Source organism: Pseudomonas salicis (genome assembly GCF_057128705.1).
This window is the reverse complement of the sequence record NZ_JBSKHU010000001.1, coordinates 903,011-921,928: the sequence shown is the minus strand read 5'-3', so window position 1 is coordinate 921,928 and position 18,918 is coordinate 903,011. Positions and strand designations below refer to the sequence as shown.

The following is an 18,918-nucleotide window of genomic DNA, read 5'->3' as shown; positions in this document are numbered from 1 at the left end:
GAATGTGCTCCGTTTATCAAATAAGGTGGGAGAGGCGGGGAGGTCAGTTCCACAGGGCGTGATACAGCTCGACCATTTCCGGGACCGTCGGCACGCGCGGGTTGTTGCCCGGTGAACCCGAGGCCAGCGCCTGCTCGGCCATGGTGTTGACGACTTCATTGAAGCGCGCGCGCTCTACGCCAAAGTCCGCCAGGGTCGGGACTGACAACTCAGCGTTCACCCGCGTGAGAAAGGCGATGAGTTTCTGGCCCGCCGTCGCGTCGTCATCGTGGGAGTCGGCGACGCCCAACGCCTTGGCGCACTGCGCATAGCGACCGGGCGCGGCGCTCAGCGACCACGCGGTCAGTGAGGGCAGCAGCATCGCGTTGGACAGGCCGTGAGGCACGTGGAAGAAGGCGCCAATCGGGCGACTCATGCCATGCACCACTGCCACCGAAGCGGCAGAAAACGCGATGCCGGCCAGGGTCGCGCCGATCATCATCGCTTCGCGGGCGCTTTCGTTCTTGCCGTCCTGACAGGCCGTCAGCAGATTCGGGCCCAGATAGGCCAGCGCGGCCAGTGCCTGGCTGTCGCTGTACGGGTTGGCCTTGCGCGAAACATAAGCCTCGATGGCGTGGGTGATCGCATCGATGCCCGTGTCGGCGGTGGTGCGCGCCGGGAGGCTGAGGGTCAGTTTGTAGTCGATCAGGGCGGCGACCGGCATGAAGCCGATGCCCGCACACAGCAGTTTTTCGTCGGTGGTCTCGTCGGTGATGATGGTGAATCGCGTGACTTCCGAACCCGTGCCCGCCGTCGTGGGAATCGCAATCAGGGGGAGTCCGGCTTCATTGACCTGGCGGGGGAAACGGTAGTCGCGAATGACGCCGCCGTAGCGGGCAAGGATCGCCATGGCCTTGGCGCTGTCGATGGGGCTGCCGCCGCCGAGGGCGACGATGGCATCGAAGTCACCGCTGCGCAGCTTGTCCACGCCGGCTTGAATGGAGGCAGCGGTGGGCTCAGGAACGGTGTCATCGAAGACTTCGCTCTTGAGGCCCTTGGCTTCAAGAATCTCGTAGAGGCGTTGCGCCTGGCCCAGTTTGACCATGGTTTTATCGGTCACGATCAGCGGGCGGCTGCAATTCAGGAAACCCAACACATCAGGCAGGCGCGCGCTGGCATCAGCTCCGACCTCCATAATGCGAGGCAGGATGACGGGTACAGACATATCACACCTCAGGAAATAGTTGTTATTGTCTTATTCCGGAACGAAATGTATCGCTATAGCCATTTAATGTCGATAGAAGTGCAAAAAAAAGAGCGCCGTCAGTCGGCGCCCTTGGGTCGATCCGGGTGAGAAAACGTGGTCAGTCCAGCTCCGTGGGTTCTTCCACCAGAATGCGCAACTGCTCGGCGGCACGGCGCATGGCAGGTTCGAACGTCATCAGTTCATCCAGGCTTTTGCGGATTGTCGGGGCATGCGCGAACAGGCAAGCGATCAATCGGCCATCGCTGTCTCGGACGGGGACCGCGATGGCGACCATGCCATCGACGAATTCCTCGTTGTCGATGCCAATGTCCATCTGCCGCACGCGTTTGAGTTCGATTTCAAGCTCGACCGGGTCGGTCAGGGTGTTGCTCGCCATCCGCCGGAGCGCCAGGTTGTCGATGATCTGCGTGCGCCGCGTCTTGTTGAAACTGCTGAGGTAGAGCTTCCCGCTCGCCGTGCACCACATGGGCGTATGAGCCCCCACCGGGAGGTACATCTGCAACGGCCAGCTGCTTTGCACCCGGTCGTAATACACCATGTCGATGCCATCGGGGAGCGCGATGCCGCAGGTCTCGTCGAGGGTGTCACACAGATGGCGCAGGATCGCCTGGCGTTGCGCCTTGTAGCGACTGGCGTAAATCACCCCCACGGCGATCTTGTGCAACCGGTCATTGGGCACGATGCCGCCGCGCATGTTCGTCTGCAAATACCCTTCGCCCTGCATCTGCTGGAGCAGCCGGTGCACGCTCGGTTTGGGAATGTCCAGCAGGTGGGAGAGGTCGGCGGGCGATAGCGCATGGTCGGCCTGAACCACTGCCTCGATGATATCGAGCGCACGGGTGATGGAGGAACCGGAATTGCGGGTTTGCGGACTGTCGGACATGGAAACGGCCTTCTTTCAGAATGCGGCGATTCTTGCGTAGGCGCGGCGGGTTGTCCATTTTCCGGCCGCTCGGCATGATCCCGCTTCCCCTGGAACCGTATTCCTTACCTGAACGTCACCTTCATCACCTGGAAGGCTCGGCAGACATATTGACCGCCGTTCAACGAGGTACGCACCTTTGACCACCTTTGTACCAGGGGCGGTCCGGTGGCTCAGAGCTTGGCGTTCGAATACCTGAGCATCACGACCACCGCTCCCAGCAACAGCGTCACCGCGATCAGGTAAATGCCAGCGGCATAGAAACCGGTGGCGCTTTTCGACCAGCCGATGATTGCCGGACCGATCATGCCCGCGACGTTGGCCAGTGCGCTGATCGCGGCGATGCCAATGGCGGCCTGTTGTTTGCCCATGACCGACGCCGGGATGCTCCAGAACACCGGCATCGCGCCATAGGTGAAAAAGGCCGCGAGCATTAGCACCGAATACGAACTGAAACCCGATACCCATTGCGAAGCGATGACGCTGTAGGCGAGGGCGCCTGCTACCAGGGCGGCGGCGACGAAGCGGCGTCGCTGCATGTAGCGATCGGACAACCAGCCCATGACAATCATGCCCAGCGCACCCACGGCGTACAGGCCTGCCGACAGCATGGCAATCGTGCTGGTGGTGCCGCCGACCGCTTCCTTGATGAAGGACGGCGCCCAATAATTCAGCACGACCATCGACATGACGATGGCGAAGTAGACGAAGCCCAGCGCCAGGGTCACGGGTGACCGCAGCGTAGTCAGCAATCGGTGGTTGACGACGGTTTCGCGGGGGCCGGTCTGCTCACGTTCGATGGCGTCGATCAGCGTCTGTTTTTCGTCGTTGCTCAGGTGTTTGGAGGTGGAGGGTTTGTCATCGAGTACGACCCACGCCAACACGCCCAACAGCACGGTGATGCCGCCTTCCATGATGAACATCCATTTCCAGCCGCTCAGAGCGTGCCAGCCGTCGAAATAGACCATCAAAAAACTCGACAATGGGCTGCCGATGACCCCGGCAACGGGAATCCCCAAGGTGAACCACGAGGTGATCCGGCCGCGCCGTGATGCCGGAAACCAGTAGCTGAGGTAAAGGATCATGCCTGGCAGAAACCCGGCCTCGGCGATGCCCAGCAGGATCCGCGCCAGGTAAAACCCGCCGACGCTCTGGACCAGCATGAAGCCCGCCGTGACCAGCCCCCACAGCACCATGATCCGGGTCAGGGTGAACCGTGCGCCGAAGCGTTCGAGCATCATGTTGCTGGGCACTTCGAAGAGGATGTAGCCAATGAAAAACAGCGATGCGCCCAGCCCATACTGTGCTGCGCTCAGGCCAATCTCGGCACTGAATTCCAGGTGTGCGATGGCGACGTTCGAGCGGTCGATGTTGCACAGGACGTAGCAGATGAACAGGAACGGCAGGATACGCCAGGCGATCCGGTTCAAGAGCGCGTCCGAGCTGGACACGGCGGGTTCTACGACAGAGCGATGCAGGTCGGTGCGCATCTACGGTTCCTCTTATTATTCGAGTGGGAACAGAAATCGGAATGAAGCGGATTGGTGCAGCTGAATGTGCGAACTAGTGCTCTCGGGCGGTGAGGCGTTTGCTGATCAAGGCGGCCTGCTCGGCCAACACGGCGGCCGTCGCGGGCACCCGGTCTTGCGTCAGGTTGCTGGCGACAGCGGCCACGCTCAGGGCGGCGACAATTTCTCCCGCAGGCCCGTAAACCGGCACCGAAACAGCGGCCGTGCCTTGGGTGACGCCTTGCGCGGCATAAGCAAACCCTCGGGCCTTGGCGGCGGTGATGCGTGATTTGATCTCTTCAAGGGTGAGGTTGGACGTCTCCAGTCGCGCCTTGTCCAGTTGCAGCAGGTATTCGGCCTCCTCATCGGGCAGGCCGCACAGCAGCACCACACCGGCGACGCCGACACCCAAGGGCCGGCGGGTGCCGACGTCGATGGACATCACCTTGATGGGGTAGCTGCCGAGACGCCGGTCCAGGCACACCGAGTCTCGGCCGCTGCGCACAGTGATGAACACCGTGTCGCCCAGTTGATCGCTCAAATACTGCAAATGCGGTTCGGCCAGTTTGCGCAGCGGCGAACGGGAAGGGCGGGCCAGCGCCAGCATGGAAATCTCTCCGCCCACTCGGTAGCGGCGGGTCACCGGGTCCTGTTCCGCCGCATTTTCATCGATCAGCGCTTGCAGCAGGCGGTGCACCGTGGGCCGCGACAGTTGCGTATGACGCACCACATCGACCAGCCGCATGCCTTGCTCCTGGCCCAAAGCCAGGATGCGCAGCACCTGAAAGGCTCGGGTCAGCGAGCGCACTGTCGACGTGTTGTCACTCATGTCAGTGGGTGTTGGCTGACGGCTCATCGGCGCCTCGAAGCGGGTGGTCGGTCAGTTGAACGGGCCCGCGATGGACGCGGCGTTGGTCTTCACGTTGCTCTTCACGTTGTTCTGCATAGTGGTGCGGCTCACACGTCCTGAACAGACGTGGCGGAAGATTTTGTTCCGCACCGTGGACTTTTATCTGGCCTGTGGGGTGCGGGTTTCATCGACCCACGCGGTGAACTCACACTGGATCAGAAATTTTGAGGGCGTCGCGGCCTGAATGGCGTGGCGTGCCGGGCGGTTGTCCGGATCAGGAAACAGGCTGAGCCACTGCGCGTTCAAGGGGCCGCGCTGATCCCGGTCCTGCATCCAGACGGTCATTTTCACCATGTCGTCCGGAAGGGCTCCGGCGGCCTGCAAGATGGCTTTTATGTGGCTGAACATGTGCTGGCATTGGGTTTCGAGGTCCTCGGGCAATTCCCCGGTTTTCGGGTCGTTGCCATTGATGATGCCGGTCATCAGCAGCGGGCCGCGGCGGCAGGCGGCCGGAATCGGATTGGCGTGGGAAAACTGATCCAGATGAATGGTCTGGCGATGGCTCATGACGTACTCCGCAAAACGCGATAAGGCAGAAGGGTGACGTTATTGATAGCGACCCCTGCCGCGGTGCCACAAGCCGCATCCCTGCAAAGAGTCCACCAGCCGGAATCAAATCCAAGAGGCCCGTTGCTGGACTGCCTAGCCGTTCTTACAGTCGGATCAGGTTTTCCAACACGAGCACGCCCCATGCCTGACTACCTGCCGTTTGATCCCCATCCCCGTGCACCGGTGCCCCTGCCGCCGGCGTTGTCCTGCGATAGCCAGTTTCATGTGTTCGGCCCTCGGGACCGTTACCCGATCCAGCCGGAAGCCGCGTACAGCATGCCGTCCGCCACGTGGGAAGTGGCCCGCGATCTGCATCGCACATTGGGCATCCAGCGCGGTGTGATCGTGCAGGCCACCACCTACGGCGCCGACCACAGCGTCGTGCTGGACGCCCTCGAAGGCCTGAATGCCGGTGGAGGCCCCCGTCGTTACGCAGGCTGTGCAAACGCCGCCGTGCTGATGGACGGCCATGACCGCCAGCTTCAACGCCTGCACGACGCCGGGGTGCGCGGTGCGCGATTCAGCCGCGCCGGGCTGGGCATCAGTTTTTCCCCGGCAGAACTGCGCCGGGCGCTGGACCTCGTTGCCGAATTGGGCTGGTACGTCAAAGTGCAGCCCTCGGCGGACGGCGTCGTCGAGCAACTGAAAGATTTCGAACACCTCAAGGTGCCGGTGGTTATCGATCACATGGGGCGCGCCAAACCCTCGCGGGGGCGAACCGACCCGAGTCTCGACAGGGTGCTGGGACTGCTGGGCGAAGGCCACTTCTGGGTGATGCTGTCGCTGTCCGAAAAAATCTCGACCCAAGGCGAACCGTGGGACGACGTTCTGCCGCTCGCCCACACGCTGATCGCCGCTGCACCCGAACGTTGCCTGTGGGGCAGCGACTGGCCACATCCCCTCTCAACGAAACAACCGCCGAACGAAGGGGCGTTGATGGAGCTGCTGTATCGCTTCGCTCCTGAGCCCGCGACGTTGCAGCGCATTCTGGTCACCAACCCTGCACACCTCTTTGGATTTGAGCCATGAAACTGATCACGTACACGCACGCAGGTATTAGCACGTGGGGCGCCGTGGTTGAAGACGGCGTGATCGATCTCGGTCAGCGCTTTCCGGAGCTCGACGGCGTCGCTGCGCTGCTGGGAGCACCGGCTCAAGTGCTTGCCGACGTCAAAACCCTGGTCGCAGGCGCTCAGGCGGACTGCCCGTTGTCCGCCGTCACGTTGCAACTGCCGGTCCCGGCGCCGAAAAAGATTTTCTGCATCGGGGTCAACTACGCCCAGCGCAATGCCGAATACAAGGACGGCAGCGAGCTGCCGAAATACCCGAGCATTTTCATGCGCGTGCCGGATTCGTTTTCTGCGCCGGATCAAGCGTTGCTCCAGCCCCATGAGTCCCGGCAGCTGGATTACGAAGGGGAGATTGGTATCGTCATCGGCCAGGGCGGTCGCCGCATACCGGCCGATCAGGCGCTGGCTCATATCGGCGGCCTGACCTGCGTCAACGAGGGCACGATTCGTGACTGGGTGCACCACGCCAAATTCAACGTGACCCAAGGCAAGAACTTCCACCGTTCCGGCTCCTATGGGCCGTGGGTGGTGACGGCGGACGAATTTCCCGAGGGCTACGGCAATCTTCACCTGCTCACGCGCGTGAACGGCGAACTGCGCCAAGAGGACACGACAGCCCGTTTGATGTTCGATTTCGGCCACCTGATTGCCTACCTCTCGACGTTCACCACGCTGGAAACCGGTGACCTGATCGTGACCGGCACGCCAACGGGGGCTGGCATCCGGTTCGACCCGCCGCGTTTCCTGCAACCGGGCGATGTGGTGGAAGTCGAGGTGGTGGGCGTGGGCGTACTGCGCAACCCCGTGGAGCAGGAATCATGACGCCGGTGCTCACGGTTGAACAAACGCGGCACGCCGCCAGCCAACTGGCGCACGCTGAACAGCACCGCCAGCAATGCCGGCAGTTTTCCCTGCAATACCCGGACATGAACCTGGCGGACGCCTATGCCATTCAATCGGCGTGGATCGAACACAAAGTCGCCTCGGGCCGCCAGGTGAAGGGGCACAAGATCGGCCTGACGTCCAACGCCATGCGTCGCGCGGTGAACATCGATGAACCGGATTTTGGCGTGTTGCTGGACGACATGTTTTACGCCGACGGCGCACGCATTCCGACTGAGCGTTTCATTGAACTGAAAATCGAGGCGGAACTGGCGTTCGTGTTGAGCAGGCCGCTGTCCGGGCCAGACTGCACGCTGTTCGACGTGCTGGAGGCGACGGCCTACATCACGCCCGCGCTGGAAGTGCTGGATGCACGCATCCAGCGCCGGGACAGCGAGACCGGACGCACGCGCACGGTGCTCGACACCATCAGCGACAACGCGGCCAATGCCGCGATCATTCTCGGCGGACGGGCGTTCAAGCCAAACCTCGTCGACGCGGACATCCGCCGGATCGGTGCCATCGTCAGCAAAAACGGCGAGGTCGAGGAAACGGGACTGGCCGCCGGCGTGTTGAACCACCCGGCGTACGGCGTGGCCTGGCTGGTCAACCGACTGCACGCCCACGGCGTGGGGCTGGAGGCCGGGCAGGTGATCCTCGCCGGGTCGTTCATCCGGCCCATCGATGTGGTCCGTGGCGACACCGTCATGGCTGATTACGGCGAATTCGGCACGGTGTCGTGCCACTTCGCCTGACCCGCTTTGTTTTTCCACCGCAGGTGACGACCATGAACGAATTCAAACAGCGCCTGATGGCACGCCAACCGCAGATCGGTCTGTGGCTTGGACTGGCAGATCCTTATTCTGCCGAGCTGGCGGCCAATGCCGGTTTCGATTGGCTGCTGATCGATGGCGAACATGCGCCCAATGACCTGCGCAGTGTGCTGAGCCAGTTGCAGGCGGTCGCGCCTTATCGGTCCCGGCCTATCGTGCGCCCGATGTCCGGCGACGCTGCGCTCATCAAGCAACTGCTCGACATCGGCGCGCAAACCTTGCTGGTGCCCATGGTCGACACCGCCGACGAGGCGCGAGCGCTGGTGCGTGCCGTGACCTATCCGCCTCAGGGCATTCGTGGCATGGGGAGTGGCATGGCCCGGGCGTCTCGCTGGAACGCCATCGCGGATTACCTGGATCAGGCGGACGACGCGGTATGCCTGCTGGTGCAAGTGGAAAGTCTGGAAGGCCTGGCCAACCTTGACGCGATTATCGCGGTCGAGGGCGTGGACGGGGTCTTTATCGGTCCCGCCGACCTCTCGGCTGCGATGGGCCATCGCGGCAATCCCGGGCACCCCGACGTGCAGGACGCCATCGAGCACGCCATCCTGCGGATCTGCGAAGCGGGCAAAGCGGCGGGCATTCTCACCCCCGACGAACGTCTTGCACGGCGTTATCTGGAGCTGGGCGCCACTTTTGTTGCCGTGGGTGTGGATACGACGGTACTGATGCGCGGCCTCAAGGCGCTGTCCAGCCGCTTCAAAAGCCTGGATCCGCCGCCGTCGCCAACTGGCGGGTATTGAGCACGCGACGGTGGCCTGTCGCTGCATCGGTCTACCGACGGTCGCTTCCTATGTTCGAGGCGCGTCGGGCGCTGAGCGACCCACATGGCGTGGTACACCAGAGCTGCTCCACACCCCGGAACTGCCACGGCGATGGCTCTGCATCAGGTGGGTGTCCACGATGCCGGTGGCTTCCATCAAGGCGTACATCGTCGTCGGCCCCACGAAGGCGAACCCCGCTTTCTGCAACGCTTTGCTCAGCGCCAACGACTCGGGCGAGGTCGTCGGCACTTCGGCCATGGTCCGGGGTTCAGGCGTTACCTCGGGCTGGAACGACCAGATGAATGCCGTCAGGCCACCGCGTTCGCGAAGCGCAAGGGTCGCGTGGGCGTTTTTGATCGTCGCCAACACCTTCGCGCGGTTGCGAATGATCCCGGCATCGGCCATGAGGCGCTCGATGTCGTGCTCATCGAATGATGCGACCAGCTCCGGATCGAATTGCTTGAACGCACGCCGGAAGGCTTCACGCTTACGCAGGATGGTGACCCAGGACAACCCGGACTGAAACGCCTCAAGGCTGAGGCGCTCGAAGAGCCCTCGTTCGTCACGCACGGGCATGCCCCACTCGGTGTCGTAGTAATCACGCAGAAGCGGATCGGTCGTCGCCCACGGCGGCCTCACCAGGCCGTCTTCGCATTGGACGGCATGAATGGGTTTGGCTTGTGCAACGCGTGGCGCCCGTTTGCCTGCACCTGCACCTGACCCCATCGCTGGAGAGGTCGATGGGCCGACGTCGGTTTTAGGGGATTCGTCTTTCATGTATCAGCGCTACCGAGGTTGGCATTCATGGGTCGCTCTAAAAGCCGGTGTTGAAACACGACCGCAAGTATTCCACCAGCGCGGTCACCGAACGAGGGATCTGGCGAGAATACGGGCGAATCAGATAAATCTCTTCGGCGAATGCGCCTTTCAGCGCCCAATGCCCCAGCACCAGGACGAGCGACCCATTGTCCAGGGCGGCCTGCGCGCTGAAGTCTGGAAGCAGGGCGATCCCCAGATGTTGAAGCGCGGCATCGCGGAGGGCCTCGCTGTTGTTGGTCGCGAAGTTCCCGGTGATGGGCACCGTCAGGCGTTCCCCGGCGCGCTTTCCATTGGCGGGACGTTCGAACGTCCAGGCGGGGGCATCCACGCCGCGTGGGTAAAAAAGGCAATTGTGATCGACCAGCCCCATCGGGTTATCGGGATGGCCGTGGGTTGCGAGGTAGGCAGGGGTGGCCACCAGGACCGATCGTGTATCGCAGAGTTTCCAGGCGACATGAGTGTCGGGCACCTGATAGCTGTGGCGCACCGCCAGGTCGTACCCTTCAGCCGCCATGGAACTGAGATGGTCCGAGACGTCCAGTTGCACGCGCACGTCCGGGTGCCGCGCAAGAAAACCCGACAGCCGAGGCACGAGGTGTTGGCGAGCGAAAGCCACTGGCGCGGTGAGCCTCACCAGACCGCGTACGGCCCCGGCGGAATCCCTCACTTGAGAAAAACTGTCGGCAATGTGGGCGAACGCGCCGCGGACTTCCCGAACCAATGACTGCCCCGCATCCGTCAGGCGAACGCTGCGGGTCGTGCGTTGCACCAGACGATGCCCGGTGGCTTTTTCGAGTTCTGAAATCCGCTGGCTCACGGCTGATTTACTGACCCCCAAGCGCGTGGCGGCAGCCGTATAGGTGCCGACCTCTTCCAGAATCGCCAGCCAGTGGATGTGGGACCACAGGCCTTCCGCCTCAGATTTCTGCATGATTCGATTGTTCTCGACAGGAAACAATGAATTCGATAATCCCATCTCGTCCAGAACAATACAAAGGGCTATCGTCGCTTCATCGCCTGGCTGTGACCGGGCACACCCCTAAGCCATTGTCGAGGTAACTGTCATGCCACTGATCACGATTGACCTGATTGAAGGCCGCTCGGAAAAGCAGCTTCAAACTATTATGGATACCGTGCACCGCGCCATGGTCGACGCGTTCCAAGTGCCTGAGCGTGATCGTTACCAGATCGTCAACGAACGGCGTCCGGGGCGACTGATCGTTGAGGACACAGGGCTGGATATCCCACGGACCCAGAATGTGGTGGTCATCAGGGCGGTGAGCCGACCCCGTACCGAAGAGTCGAAAACCAGGTTCTACCAGTTGTTGGCTCAGTTGCTCAAAGAGCGTTGCGGCATCGAGCCGTCCGACCTGATGGTGTCCATCGTTACCAACTCGGATGCGGACTGGAGCTTTGGGCATGGCCGCGCCCAGTTTCTGACGGGAGAGCTCTGACCCGAACATGCCGACGTTCAGAACCGTGCCTCCCCAGGCGACTGGGGAGGAGGGCATGCCTCCCCAGTCGCCTAGTGAATCTTGCTGAACAGCCAAGTGGAGAACAGCTTTATTTTTTCGAGATTGCGCTCACTCGTGCGGCAGGACAGAAAGTGCGTTTCGCATTCGATGGCTTTGAACTGCCCCGCGCCCAGTTCCACCAGGGCGCCGCTGGCCAACTCGCGTTCGGCCAGTCGCACGGTTTCCAAGGCAATCCCCATGCCGTCGACGGCGGCGGAAATGGCCAGGGCGCCCCGGTCAAACGACTGCCTTGGCCGATCAGGAAAGGTCAGGCCGTTGAGCTTGAACCAGTCTTTCCACGTCACACGGCTCAGTTGCGAATCGATCAGGGTCAGGCGGGTCGCCAATTCCCGCGCCGAGAGGTCGCCGCGCAAGGAAGACGGCGCCACAGCAGCCCCCGCCGTTTTCGCGACCGGCGAAACGCGCACGCACGACCGACTCTATGGGCGCCTGACCCTCAGGCTCCTGCCGTTCCTTTTCATGTGTTACGTGTTCGCCTACCTGGATCGGGTCAACGTCGGGTTCGCGAAACTCCAGATGATCGATGATCTAGGGTTCAGTGAAACCATTTACGGCTTTGGCGCCGGGGTGTTTTTTCTGGGGTATTTCCTGTTCGAAGTCCCCAGCAACATCCTGCTGCACAAGGTCGGGGCGCGTCGCTGGATCGCCCGGATCATGATCACCTGGGGCATCATTTCAGCGTGCATGGTGTTCGTGACGACGCCGATGATGTTCTATGTGCTGCGTTTCCTGCTCGGCGTGGCCGAGGCTGGATTCGTACCAGGCATCCTGCTGTACCTGACGTACTGGTTCCCGTCTTCCCGGCGCGGAAAAATCACGGCCATGTTTCTCACCGGGATTCCCATGGCAGGTGTGATTGGCGGGCCGCTGTCCGGGCTGATCATGTCAACGACCCAGGGCTGGCATGGGCATTCGGCCTGGCAGTGGTTGTTCTTTCTGGAAGCCATTCCCTCGGTGCTGGCCGGGATTGCCGTGCTGTTTTACCTTCAGGACAAGATCGACGATGCGAAATGGCTGACTCAGGACGAGAAGCGCACGCTGCAACAGAACCTCGCGGCCGAGGCCACGCAATCCGACGACCATTCGGCGTTTGGCGCCTTCAAAAACAAAATGGTCTGGCTGCTGAGCCTGGGGTATTTCGGGCTGATGATGGGCCTTAACGGGATCACGTTCTGGCTGCCTTCGCTGATCAAGGGCGCGGGCATTCAAAGCGCGGCGACGGTTTCGATCATCACCACCATCCCCTACGCCTGTGCGGCCATCGCCATGATCATGATCGGTCGACGTTCTGACCTGCACCGCGAGCGCCGTTGGCATGCTGCGGTTCCTGCGCTGGTCGGCGCGTTCGGACTGGTACTCGCCACCTGGGCCGGCGCGAACCCGGTGCTGTTGACGATGTCGCTGGCTATTGGAGCGATGGGCGTCATGAGCGGCATGAGTCAGTTCTGGTGCCTGCCGCCTGCGTTTCTCAACGGCGCCGCTGCCGCTGCCGGAATCGCGATGATCAACTCCATCGGTAACCTCGCGGGTTTCGCCAGCCCGTACATGATCGGCTGGGTCAAGGATGCAACGTCCTCCACCGACTATGCGCTTTACGTCATCGCCGCTGCGCTGGTGTTGGCCGCCGGAGTGTGCCTGTCGTTGTCGAAGGAGCAGGTGAATCGGTAACCAAACGCTCCGGACCGGGAAGTTTGGTCAAGGGACGGGATGCGCTGACACAGCGGTAGGGAAGGGCGAGGAGGGGCATCACGCTCGCGCAGAAATGCCCCTCAGCGGGTCAGGCTTGCAGGTAGACGACGTGGGTATGCGTGTACTCATAGAGGCCATGCTTGCCGTCAGCCCCACCCACACCCGACTTGCGGACGCCGGCATGGAAGCCTTGCATCGCCTCGAAGTTTTCACGATTGATGTAGGTTTCGCCGAAATCGATTTCCCGCATGGCGTACATGGCCTTGCCCAGGTCTCTTGTGTACAGGGAAGAGGTCAGCCCGTATTCGCAGTCGTTGGCCATGGCGATCGCTTCATCCAGATCATCGACGATTTGGATCGGCAGCACCGGCCCAAAGATCTCTTTGCGCATGACCTCCATCTCGGCGCGGCAGCCGGTCAGCACGGTCGGTTGGAAGTGAAATCCCTGCCCAAGGTCCGCGACCTTGCCCCCGGTCACCAGCGACGCCCCTTGCTCCTGGGCTTTCTTGACTTTGGCCGCCACGCTGTCCAGCCCCTGACGATTGATCAGCGGCCCCATCTCCACGGTGGTGTCGGCCAATGGGTCGCCGTAGCGAGTGGCGGCCATGGCAGCGCTTATTTTTTCAATGAATTCGTCCGCCACTCGGCGCTCGACGTAAACCCGCTCAGCGCAGTTGCACACCTGGCCTGTGTTGATGATGCGCGAGTCGCGGATCGCCTTCACCGCCAGCGCTATGTCCGCATCGGCAAGCACGATGGCCGGCGCCTTTCCCCCTAGCTCCAGATTAAGCTTGGTGATGTTGGGCGCGGCGGCACTCATGATCCGCGCACCGGTTTCAACGCTTCCGGTGAAGCTGATCATGTCGACGCGTGGGTTTGCCGTCAGTGCAGCCCCTACGTGGCCGTCACCGCATACCACGTTGAACACGCCTGGCGGCAGGTCTGTTTCAGCCACCAACCGAGCGAACTCGAAGCAGTTGTTGGGGGTTTCCTCACTGGGCTTGATGACGATGGTGTTGCCGGTGACCAGCGCCGGGGCCATTTTGCGGGCAATCAAAAAGAAGGGGAAATTCCACGGCAGGATGCCCGCGACGACGCCCAGCGGTTTGCGAAACATGAAGATGTTCTCGCCCGGCCGGTCGCTGGTGATGATCTCGCCTTCGATGCGACGCGCCCATTCGGCCATGTAATCGAGATAGTCGGCGGTAAAATTGACCTCGACCTCCGCCAGACCATACGTTTTGCCCTGTTCCAGCGTGATGGTGCGGGCCAGATGGGGCACGTTTTCACGCAGTTTTTTCGCAATGCTGCGCAGGTGGCCAGCCCTTTCATTGGCGGGCTTGCGAGCCCAGTCCCGCTGTGCTGAACGGGCGGCAGACAGCGCCTGGTCGACGTGATCGGCATTCGAGGCCGGTACTTTGGCCAGCAACGCACCGGTGGCAGGGTTGAGCACATCAAAATGCTCGGTGCCGGGGACGAACTCACCGTTGATGTAGTTCTCGTACACGGGTACTGACGTCATGGTCGGGCTCCTTTCCAATCAATAGGTTTTGGATGCAGCGTGTTGTTCAGTGTTGCGGTAGCGCGCCAGGTTGCTGAGCGCCGCCTGGCGCATCAGGCTGATGTCGATGGCCACCGCAATGAACTGACAACCCCATTGTTGGTAGCGGCGTGCGTCTTCTTCAGCGGGTGCGAGAATTCCACAGACCTTGCCCGCCGCAATCGTTGCGTCAACGGCACGGCGAATCTTCTCCTGCACGTCCGGGTGTGATGGATTGCCAATGTGTCCGATGCCCGTAGAGAGGTCCGCCGGGCCAATGAAAATCGCATCGACGCCCTCAACAGCGGCGATTTCCGCCACATTGTCGACGCCTGCGCGGGACTCGATCTGCACGATCAGACAGAGTTCTTCATGGGCGGTATTGATGTAATCCGGTACACCGTCCCAACGCGTGGCCCGGGTCAGGCCACCGCCGACGCCGCGAACACCATGGGGTGGATAGCGGGTGGCCTGAACCAGGGCGCGAGCCTGTTCGGCCGTCTCGACCATGGGGATCATCAACGACTGGGTGCCGACATCCAGCAGCTGTTTGATCAGCACTGGATCATGGCCCACGGCACGAACGATGGGTGCGGTGGAGTAGGGCGCAACCGCCTGGAGTTGTGCCAGGATGGACGGCACGGTATTGGGGGCGTGCTCTCCGTCGATGAGCATCCAGTCGTAGCCAAAACCTGCGGTGATTTCCGCAGCGTAGCCCGTCGCAAATCCGGCCCATATCCCGTATTGCGGTTCACCCTTGGCCAGTCCGGCCTTGAATGCGTTACGCGGCATTTTCATGTCGAACTCCTGTCGAGCTTAATCAGTGCTGGTAAGGGCGATGCAACACGCATTCGGGATTCAACGTGACACCAAACCCCGGCTGATCCAGTCTGGACAGGCGCATGCGACCGTTTTCCGGAACCGGCTCGCCCAACAACTGTGGGTGAAACATCGGCACCACCTGATCGGCTTTGGGCGCCATCATCAGAAACTCCGCGAACGGACTGTTGGTGCGGGTTGCAACAAAATGGTAGCTGTACACCGATGAACCGTGGGGCACGACCAGGGCGCTGTGGGCATCGGCCAACGCGGAAATCTTGATCAGCTCGGTGATCCCACCGCACCAGCCGACATCCGGCTGGATAATGTCGCAACAGCCCATTTCCAACAGCATGCGGAAGCCCCAGCGTGTCGCTTCGTGTTCGCCCGTGGTGACCAGCATGCCCGGCGGGACCGCTTTTTTGAGCGCGGCATAGCCCCAATAGTCGTCAGGGGACAGCGCTTCCTCGATCCATTTCAAGCCAAACTCCTGAGCGCCGTGAGCCAGTTTGGTGGCGTAGTTCAGGTCCAGGCTCATCCAGCAATCGAGCATCAGCCAGAAATCTTTGCCGACGCGCTCACGCATCACCGCCAGCGCTTCCAGATTCTTGCGCAGACCTTCCTCACCTTCGGCCGGACCGTGGTGGAGCGGCAACTTGCCGCCGATGAAACCCATTTTCTGCGCGAGGTCCGGGCGGGCGCCGGTGGCATAGAACTGCAATTCGTCCCGGACCGCGCCGCCCAGCAACTGGTGCACGGGCTCCTTGCGCACTTTCCCCAATAAGTCCCAGAGCGCCAGATCGATACCTGAAATCGTGTTGATGACCAGGCCTTTTCGGCCGTAATACTGGGACGAGAAATACATCTGGTCCCAGATCCGCTCGATGTCCGTGACCTTGGCGCCCTCGACGAAGCGAGCCAGGTGTTTCTCGACGATATAGGCGGCTGGCTCACCGCCAGTGGTCACCGCAAAACCGACGTTGCCTTCGGAATCCTCGACCTCCACCACCAGGGTGCCGAGGACGTTAATGCCGAAACTGCGGCGGCTTTGACGGTACTCGGGGTACTTGCTCATGGGTGTGGCAATGTGATCGTCGATCCAGTGACCGTCGCCTTGATCATGGTAGTCGGCGCCGCCCCCGCGAAGGACAAAGGCACGAACATGCTTGATGGTTGGAGTGGCCATAATGCGTTCCTTGGAATCAGATCTGGAAGGTGGGTTGCTTGTGAGAACGGGTCGCGCGAGGAGGACGAATGCCCATCACCAGCGCGGCGGAGATCAGGGTCGTGACCGCCAGCAGGTAGAGCCCGGCCGCCGGTGAGTGGAATGCGCCTTCCGCCCAGTTTTTCAGGATGGGAGCAATGAAGCCGCCCACAGCGCCAAAGGAATTGATCAGCGCAATGGCGCCGGCGGCGGCAGAACCGGCGAGGAAGCTGCCGGGAAACGTCCAGAACACCGGTTGCACGGCAATGAAGCCCGAAGCCGCAAAACACAGGGCCAAAATGCCCAGCAACGGACTGGCAAAAGAGACGGACGCCGCGATGCCTAGCCCCGAAACGACCAGGGTCAAGGCGGCCACGGTGCGGCGCTGACCCGTGCGGTCGGCAATGGCCGGTATCTTCCACGCCGCGAGCAAGGCGCACAGCCAGGGCACGGCGCTGACCAGACCGACCATTAGCCCGACTTTGGTGCCGAGCAGGCCTGCCACCTGACTCGGCAAGTAAAACACCACGCCGTAGACGCTGGCTTGAATCAGCAGATAGATCAGGCTCAGGTACAGGACGGCAGGCTGAAACAGCACTTTGAGCACGCTGCCATGGGACTGCTTTTGGCCGTCCTCGGCGTCGAGCACGGCCTGAAGCTGATGGCGCTCCTGGGCCGTCAGCCACTTCGCATCGGCAGGCCTGTTGTCCAGATAGAAATACGCCCAGATGCCCACGGCCGTCGCCATCAAACCCTCGACGGCGAACAGCCATTGCCAACCATGGCTGCCCAGGACGCCGTCCAGCTCCAACAGCAGTCCGGACAGCGGACTGCCGAAGATGAACGCCAGCGGCGCGCCGAAATAAAAGAACCCCATGGCCTTGCCGCGCGCGGCGCCAGGAAACCAGTAAGTGAGGTAAAGGATCACGCCGGGAAAGAATCCGGCCTCCGCGACGCCCAGCAAAAAGCGCAGCACATAGAAGCTGGTTTCAGTGTGAGCGAAGACCATCGCCGCCGAAATCAGCCCCCACGTGACCATGATTCGGCACATCCACAAGCGCGCGCCCACCTTGTGCATGATCAGGTTGCTCGGCACTTCGAGCAGCGCGTAGCCCGCGAAAAACACACCGGCGCCAAACGCGAACGCCGCATCACCGATCCCGGTGTCGGCCTGGAATGCCTGCTTCGCAAAACCAACGTTGGCGCGGTCAAGGAAAGCCATGATGTACATCAGCAGCAGAAAGGGAAGCAGCCGCCAGGAGACCTTGCGCAACAAGGACGCGGGAAGAGTGGTCACGTCAGTATCCTTTTTTGGAGTTATTTGACTGCGTAATGTTTAACGAATGACAGGAGGGGGGAGGCTCCTCAAACGGGCTCAGGCGCAGAGAGGAGGGCCGGTGAACTTCGATCCGGCAAGGCAACGAATGAATAGGGGGCGGGAATAACGTTCATGGTGTGCACCTCAATGGGTGTTGTTTTTTGTTGAGTCGACTGTATGCCTCGTTACGATGCATGACCAATCGAATTAAGCTTATATTCGATACCTTAAGGTTATCGCTCGGGAAAACGGTATGAACAGCGAACGGTCGTCTCACCATCTTTTTGGCCGACTGCGCTACAAGCATCTCCAGATGCTGGTGGTGCTCGGATCAAGTCTGAATCTGCATCGCGCGTCAGTCAGCATGAGCATGTCGCAACCCGCGGCAACGCGAATGCTTCAAGAAATCGAAGACATGTTTGGCTGCGAACTGTTCGAGAGGCTGCCCAGAGGGATGCGTCCCACGGCATTGGGAAGCGAACTGTTGCGCTTTGCGGAAGCGGCGCTGAGTGGTTTGGACCGTTGTGCTGCCGACATCGCGGTGCGCAAGCAAGGCGGGTACGGGTATCTGTCCATCGGCACCATCATGGGAGCCGCCCCCGACCTGGTGATGAACGCTGTGGCAGAGATCAAAGGCCTGAATCCCCAGTTGCGCATCCGCATCATGGGAGACACCAGCGACCAAGTGGTCCAGCTACTGGAACAGGGTCGCATCGACATCGCAGTGACACGGCGCAACCTTGTGACCGAGCGAGAACAGTATGAATTTGAAGCGTTAGGCAACGAACAGCTGATCGCCGTCGTTCATCGCGGACACCCCTTGGCGAAGCGTCGCAAACTGGAGTGGCGTGAGCTGGTCAAGGATTGGCCCTGGATTCTTCAGCCTGAAACCAGCCCGGCGCGCATTGCCATCGATCAGGCACTGCAACAACTGAATCTGCCAACCCCGGCAGACATCATCGAATGCAGCTCCGTCTACTCGATGCAACAACTGGTTCAATTGACGGACGCGGTGATGGTGCTTTCCGAATCGGCCATGCGCGATTACCTCAAGATGGGACTGGTCACAGCCTTACCCGTCACACTCAACGCGCAGATGGCGCCGTTCGGTTTGTTGCGTCGCAAAGGGGAGCCCGTCAGCCGAGCGTTGCAGCACTTCATGGATTTGTTGCGCAGGAGGAGTGGCAAGAGCGGTTGATGGAAACATGAGTCATGCACTTTTATCCTCACGGAGAATGAGTCTCTTTAAGCAGGGGCTACCCGCTTTTTCGCAAGGTCGCTCACGCTCGGCCACGAAACTGGCCAGGCTC

The 18,918-nt window shown here is 61.3% G+C and carries 19 protein-coding genes; 7 read left to right on the top strand and 12 right to left on the bottom strand.

Annotated features, from left to right (window positions below; all coding sequences use genetic code 11):
* Positions 1-43 precede the first annotated feature (43 nt).
* The 5 genes from ACWKWE_RS04290 to ACWKWE_RS04270 all read right to left on the bottom strand — a co-directional run bounded on the left by ACWKWE_RS04290 (position 44) and on the right by ACWKWE_RS04270 (position 5,093).
* Positions 44-1,204: an iron-containing alcohol dehydrogenase gene (locus tag ACWKWE_RS04290; RefSeq protein WP_483849765.1), complete on the bottom strand. Its 1,161-nt coding sequence runs from the start codon at positions 1,202-1,204 to the stop codon at positions 44-46.
* 139 nt (positions 1,205-1,343) lie between these two features.
* A complete protein-coding gene (locus tag ACWKWE_RS04285; protein ID WP_166594550.1) occupies positions 1,344-2,129 on the bottom strand; it encodes an IclR family transcriptional regulator in 786 nt (261 codons plus the stop codon).
* A 212-nt stretch (positions 2,130-2,341) separates the two neighbouring features.
* A complete protein-coding gene (locus ACWKWE_RS04280; protein WP_483849764.1) occupies positions 2,342-3,658 on the bottom strand; it encodes an MFS transporter in 1,317 nt (438 codons plus the stop codon).
* 73 nt (positions 3,659-3,731) lie between these two features.
* Positions 3,732-4,532, bottom strand: coding sequence for an IclR family transcriptional regulator (locus ACWKWE_RS04275; RefSeq protein WP_483849763.1), 801 nt, complete (start codon positions 4,530-4,532; stop codon positions 3,732-3,734).
* Positions 4,533-4,685: 153 nt separating this feature from the next.
* A complete protein-coding gene (locus tag ACWKWE_RS04270) occupies positions 4,686-5,093 on the bottom strand; it encodes a RidA family protein (RefSeq protein ID WP_166594548.1) in 408 nt (135 codons plus the stop codon).
* A gap of 183 nt (positions 5,094-5,276) precedes the next feature.
* Between ACWKWE_RS04270 and ACWKWE_RS04265 the strand changes: the two genes are divergently transcribed.
* From ACWKWE_RS04265 to hpaI, 4 genes are read left to right on the top strand one after another with little or no spacing between them, the layout of a single operon-like run.
* The gene (locus ACWKWE_RS04265; protein ID WP_166594547.1) at positions 5,277-6,164 is read left to right on the top strand and encodes an amidohydrolase family protein; all 888 of its coding nucleotides are present in this window, start codon (positions 5,277-5,279) and stop codon (positions 6,162-6,164) included.
* A complete protein-coding gene (locus tag ACWKWE_RS04260; protein WP_483849762.1) occupies positions 6,161-7,027 on the top strand; it encodes a fumarylacetoacetate hydrolase family protein in 867 nt (288 codons plus the stop codon). The genes ACWKWE_RS04265 and ACWKWE_RS04260 overlap by 4 nt, the downstream gene beginning before the upstream one ends.
* A 5-nt stretch (positions 7,028-7,032) precedes the next feature.
* A complete protein-coding gene (gene hpaH, locus ACWKWE_RS04255) occupies positions 7,033-7,842 on the top strand; it encodes a 2-oxo-hept-4-ene-1,7-dioate hydratase (protein WP_483849982.1) in 810 nt (269 codons plus the stop codon).
* A gap of 32 nt (positions 7,843-7,874) precedes the next feature.
* Positions 7,875-8,663 carry a 4-hydroxy-2-oxoheptanedioate aldolase gene (hpaI, locus tag ACWKWE_RS04250; RefSeq protein ID WP_483849761.1) on the top strand — a complete coding sequence of 263 codons (789 nt, stop codon included), beginning with the start codon at positions 7,875-7,877 and terminating at the stop codon, positions 8,661-8,663.
* A gap of 48 nt (positions 8,664-8,711) precedes the next feature.
* On the opposite strand, the gene ACWKWE_RS04245 is transcribed toward hpaI, so the two are convergent.
* Both ACWKWE_RS04245 and ACWKWE_RS04240 read right to left on the bottom strand, forming a co-directional pair.
* Positions 8,712-9,461 (bottom strand): DNA-3-methyladenine glycosylase I, encoded by a 750-nt coding sequence (locus ACWKWE_RS04245; protein ID WP_483849760.1) that lies wholly within the window; start codon positions 9,459-9,461, stop codon positions 8,712-8,714.
* A gap of 37 nt (positions 9,462-9,498) precedes the next feature.
* Complete coding sequence (locus tag ACWKWE_RS04240) at positions 9,499-10,434, bottom strand: LysR family transcriptional regulator (RefSeq protein WP_483849759.1); 936 nt, start codon at positions 10,432-10,434, stop codon at positions 9,499-9,501.
* A gap of 133 nt (positions 10,435-10,567) precedes the next feature.
* Between ACWKWE_RS04240 and ACWKWE_RS04235 the strand changes: the two genes are divergently transcribed.
* Entirely contained in the window at positions 10,568-10,957 is a 390-nt protein-coding gene (locus ACWKWE_RS04235; RefSeq protein ID WP_483849758.1) for a tautomerase family protein, read from the top strand.
* A 71-nt stretch (positions 10,958-11,028) separates the two neighbouring features.
* On the opposite strand, the gene ACWKWE_RS04230 is transcribed toward ACWKWE_RS04235, so the two are convergent.
* Positions 11,029-11,406 carry a LysR substrate-binding domain-containing protein gene (locus ACWKWE_RS04230; RefSeq protein WP_483849757.1) on the bottom strand — a complete coding sequence of 126 codons (378 nt, stop codon included), beginning with the start codon at positions 11,404-11,406 and terminating at the stop codon, positions 11,029-11,031.
* Between the two features lie 91 nt (positions 11,407-11,497).
* Here ACWKWE_RS04230 and ACWKWE_RS04225 point away from each other — a divergent pair, with 91 nt between their 5' ends.
* Positions 11,498-12,706: an MFS transporter gene (locus ACWKWE_RS04225; RefSeq protein ID WP_483849756.1), complete on the top strand. Its 1,209-nt coding sequence runs from the start codon at positions 11,498-11,500 to the stop codon at positions 12,704-12,706.
* Positions 12,707-12,815: 109 nt separating this feature from the next.
* On the opposite strand, the gene aldA is transcribed toward ACWKWE_RS04225, so the two are convergent.
* The 4 genes from aldA to ACWKWE_RS04205 are packed head-to-tail and all read right to left on the bottom strand — an operon-like array spanning position 12,816 to position 17,587.
* Positions 12,816-14,249, bottom strand: coding sequence for an aldehyde dehydrogenase (gene aldA / locus ACWKWE_RS04220; protein ID WP_483849755.1), 1,434 nt, complete (start codon positions 14,247-14,249; stop codon positions 12,816-12,818).
* An 18-nt stretch (positions 14,250-14,267) separates the two neighbouring features.
* Entirely contained in the window at positions 14,268-15,065 is a 798-nt protein-coding gene (locus ACWKWE_RS04215) for an HpcH/HpaI aldolase family protein (RefSeq protein WP_483849754.1), read from the bottom strand.
* 22 nt (positions 15,066-15,087) lie between these two features.
* A complete protein-coding gene (gene rhmD / locus ACWKWE_RS04210; RefSeq protein ID WP_483849753.1) occupies positions 15,088-16,272 on the bottom strand; it encodes an L-rhamnonate dehydratase in 1,185 nt (394 codons plus the stop codon).
* A 16-nt stretch (positions 16,273-16,288) separates the two neighbouring features.
* Complete coding sequence (locus tag ACWKWE_RS04205) at positions 16,289-17,587, bottom strand: MFS transporter (protein ID WP_483849752.1); 1,299 nt, start codon at positions 17,585-17,587, stop codon at positions 16,289-16,291.
* A gap of 274 nt (positions 17,588-17,861) precedes the next feature.
* On the opposite strand from ACWKWE_RS04205, the gene ACWKWE_RS04200 reads away from it, so the two are divergent.
* Positions 17,862-18,806: a LysR family transcriptional regulator gene (locus tag ACWKWE_RS04200; protein ID WP_483849751.1), complete on the top strand. Its 945-nt coding sequence runs from the start codon at positions 17,862-17,864 to the stop codon at positions 18,804-18,806.
* Positions 18,807-18,918 lie beyond the last annotated feature (112 nt).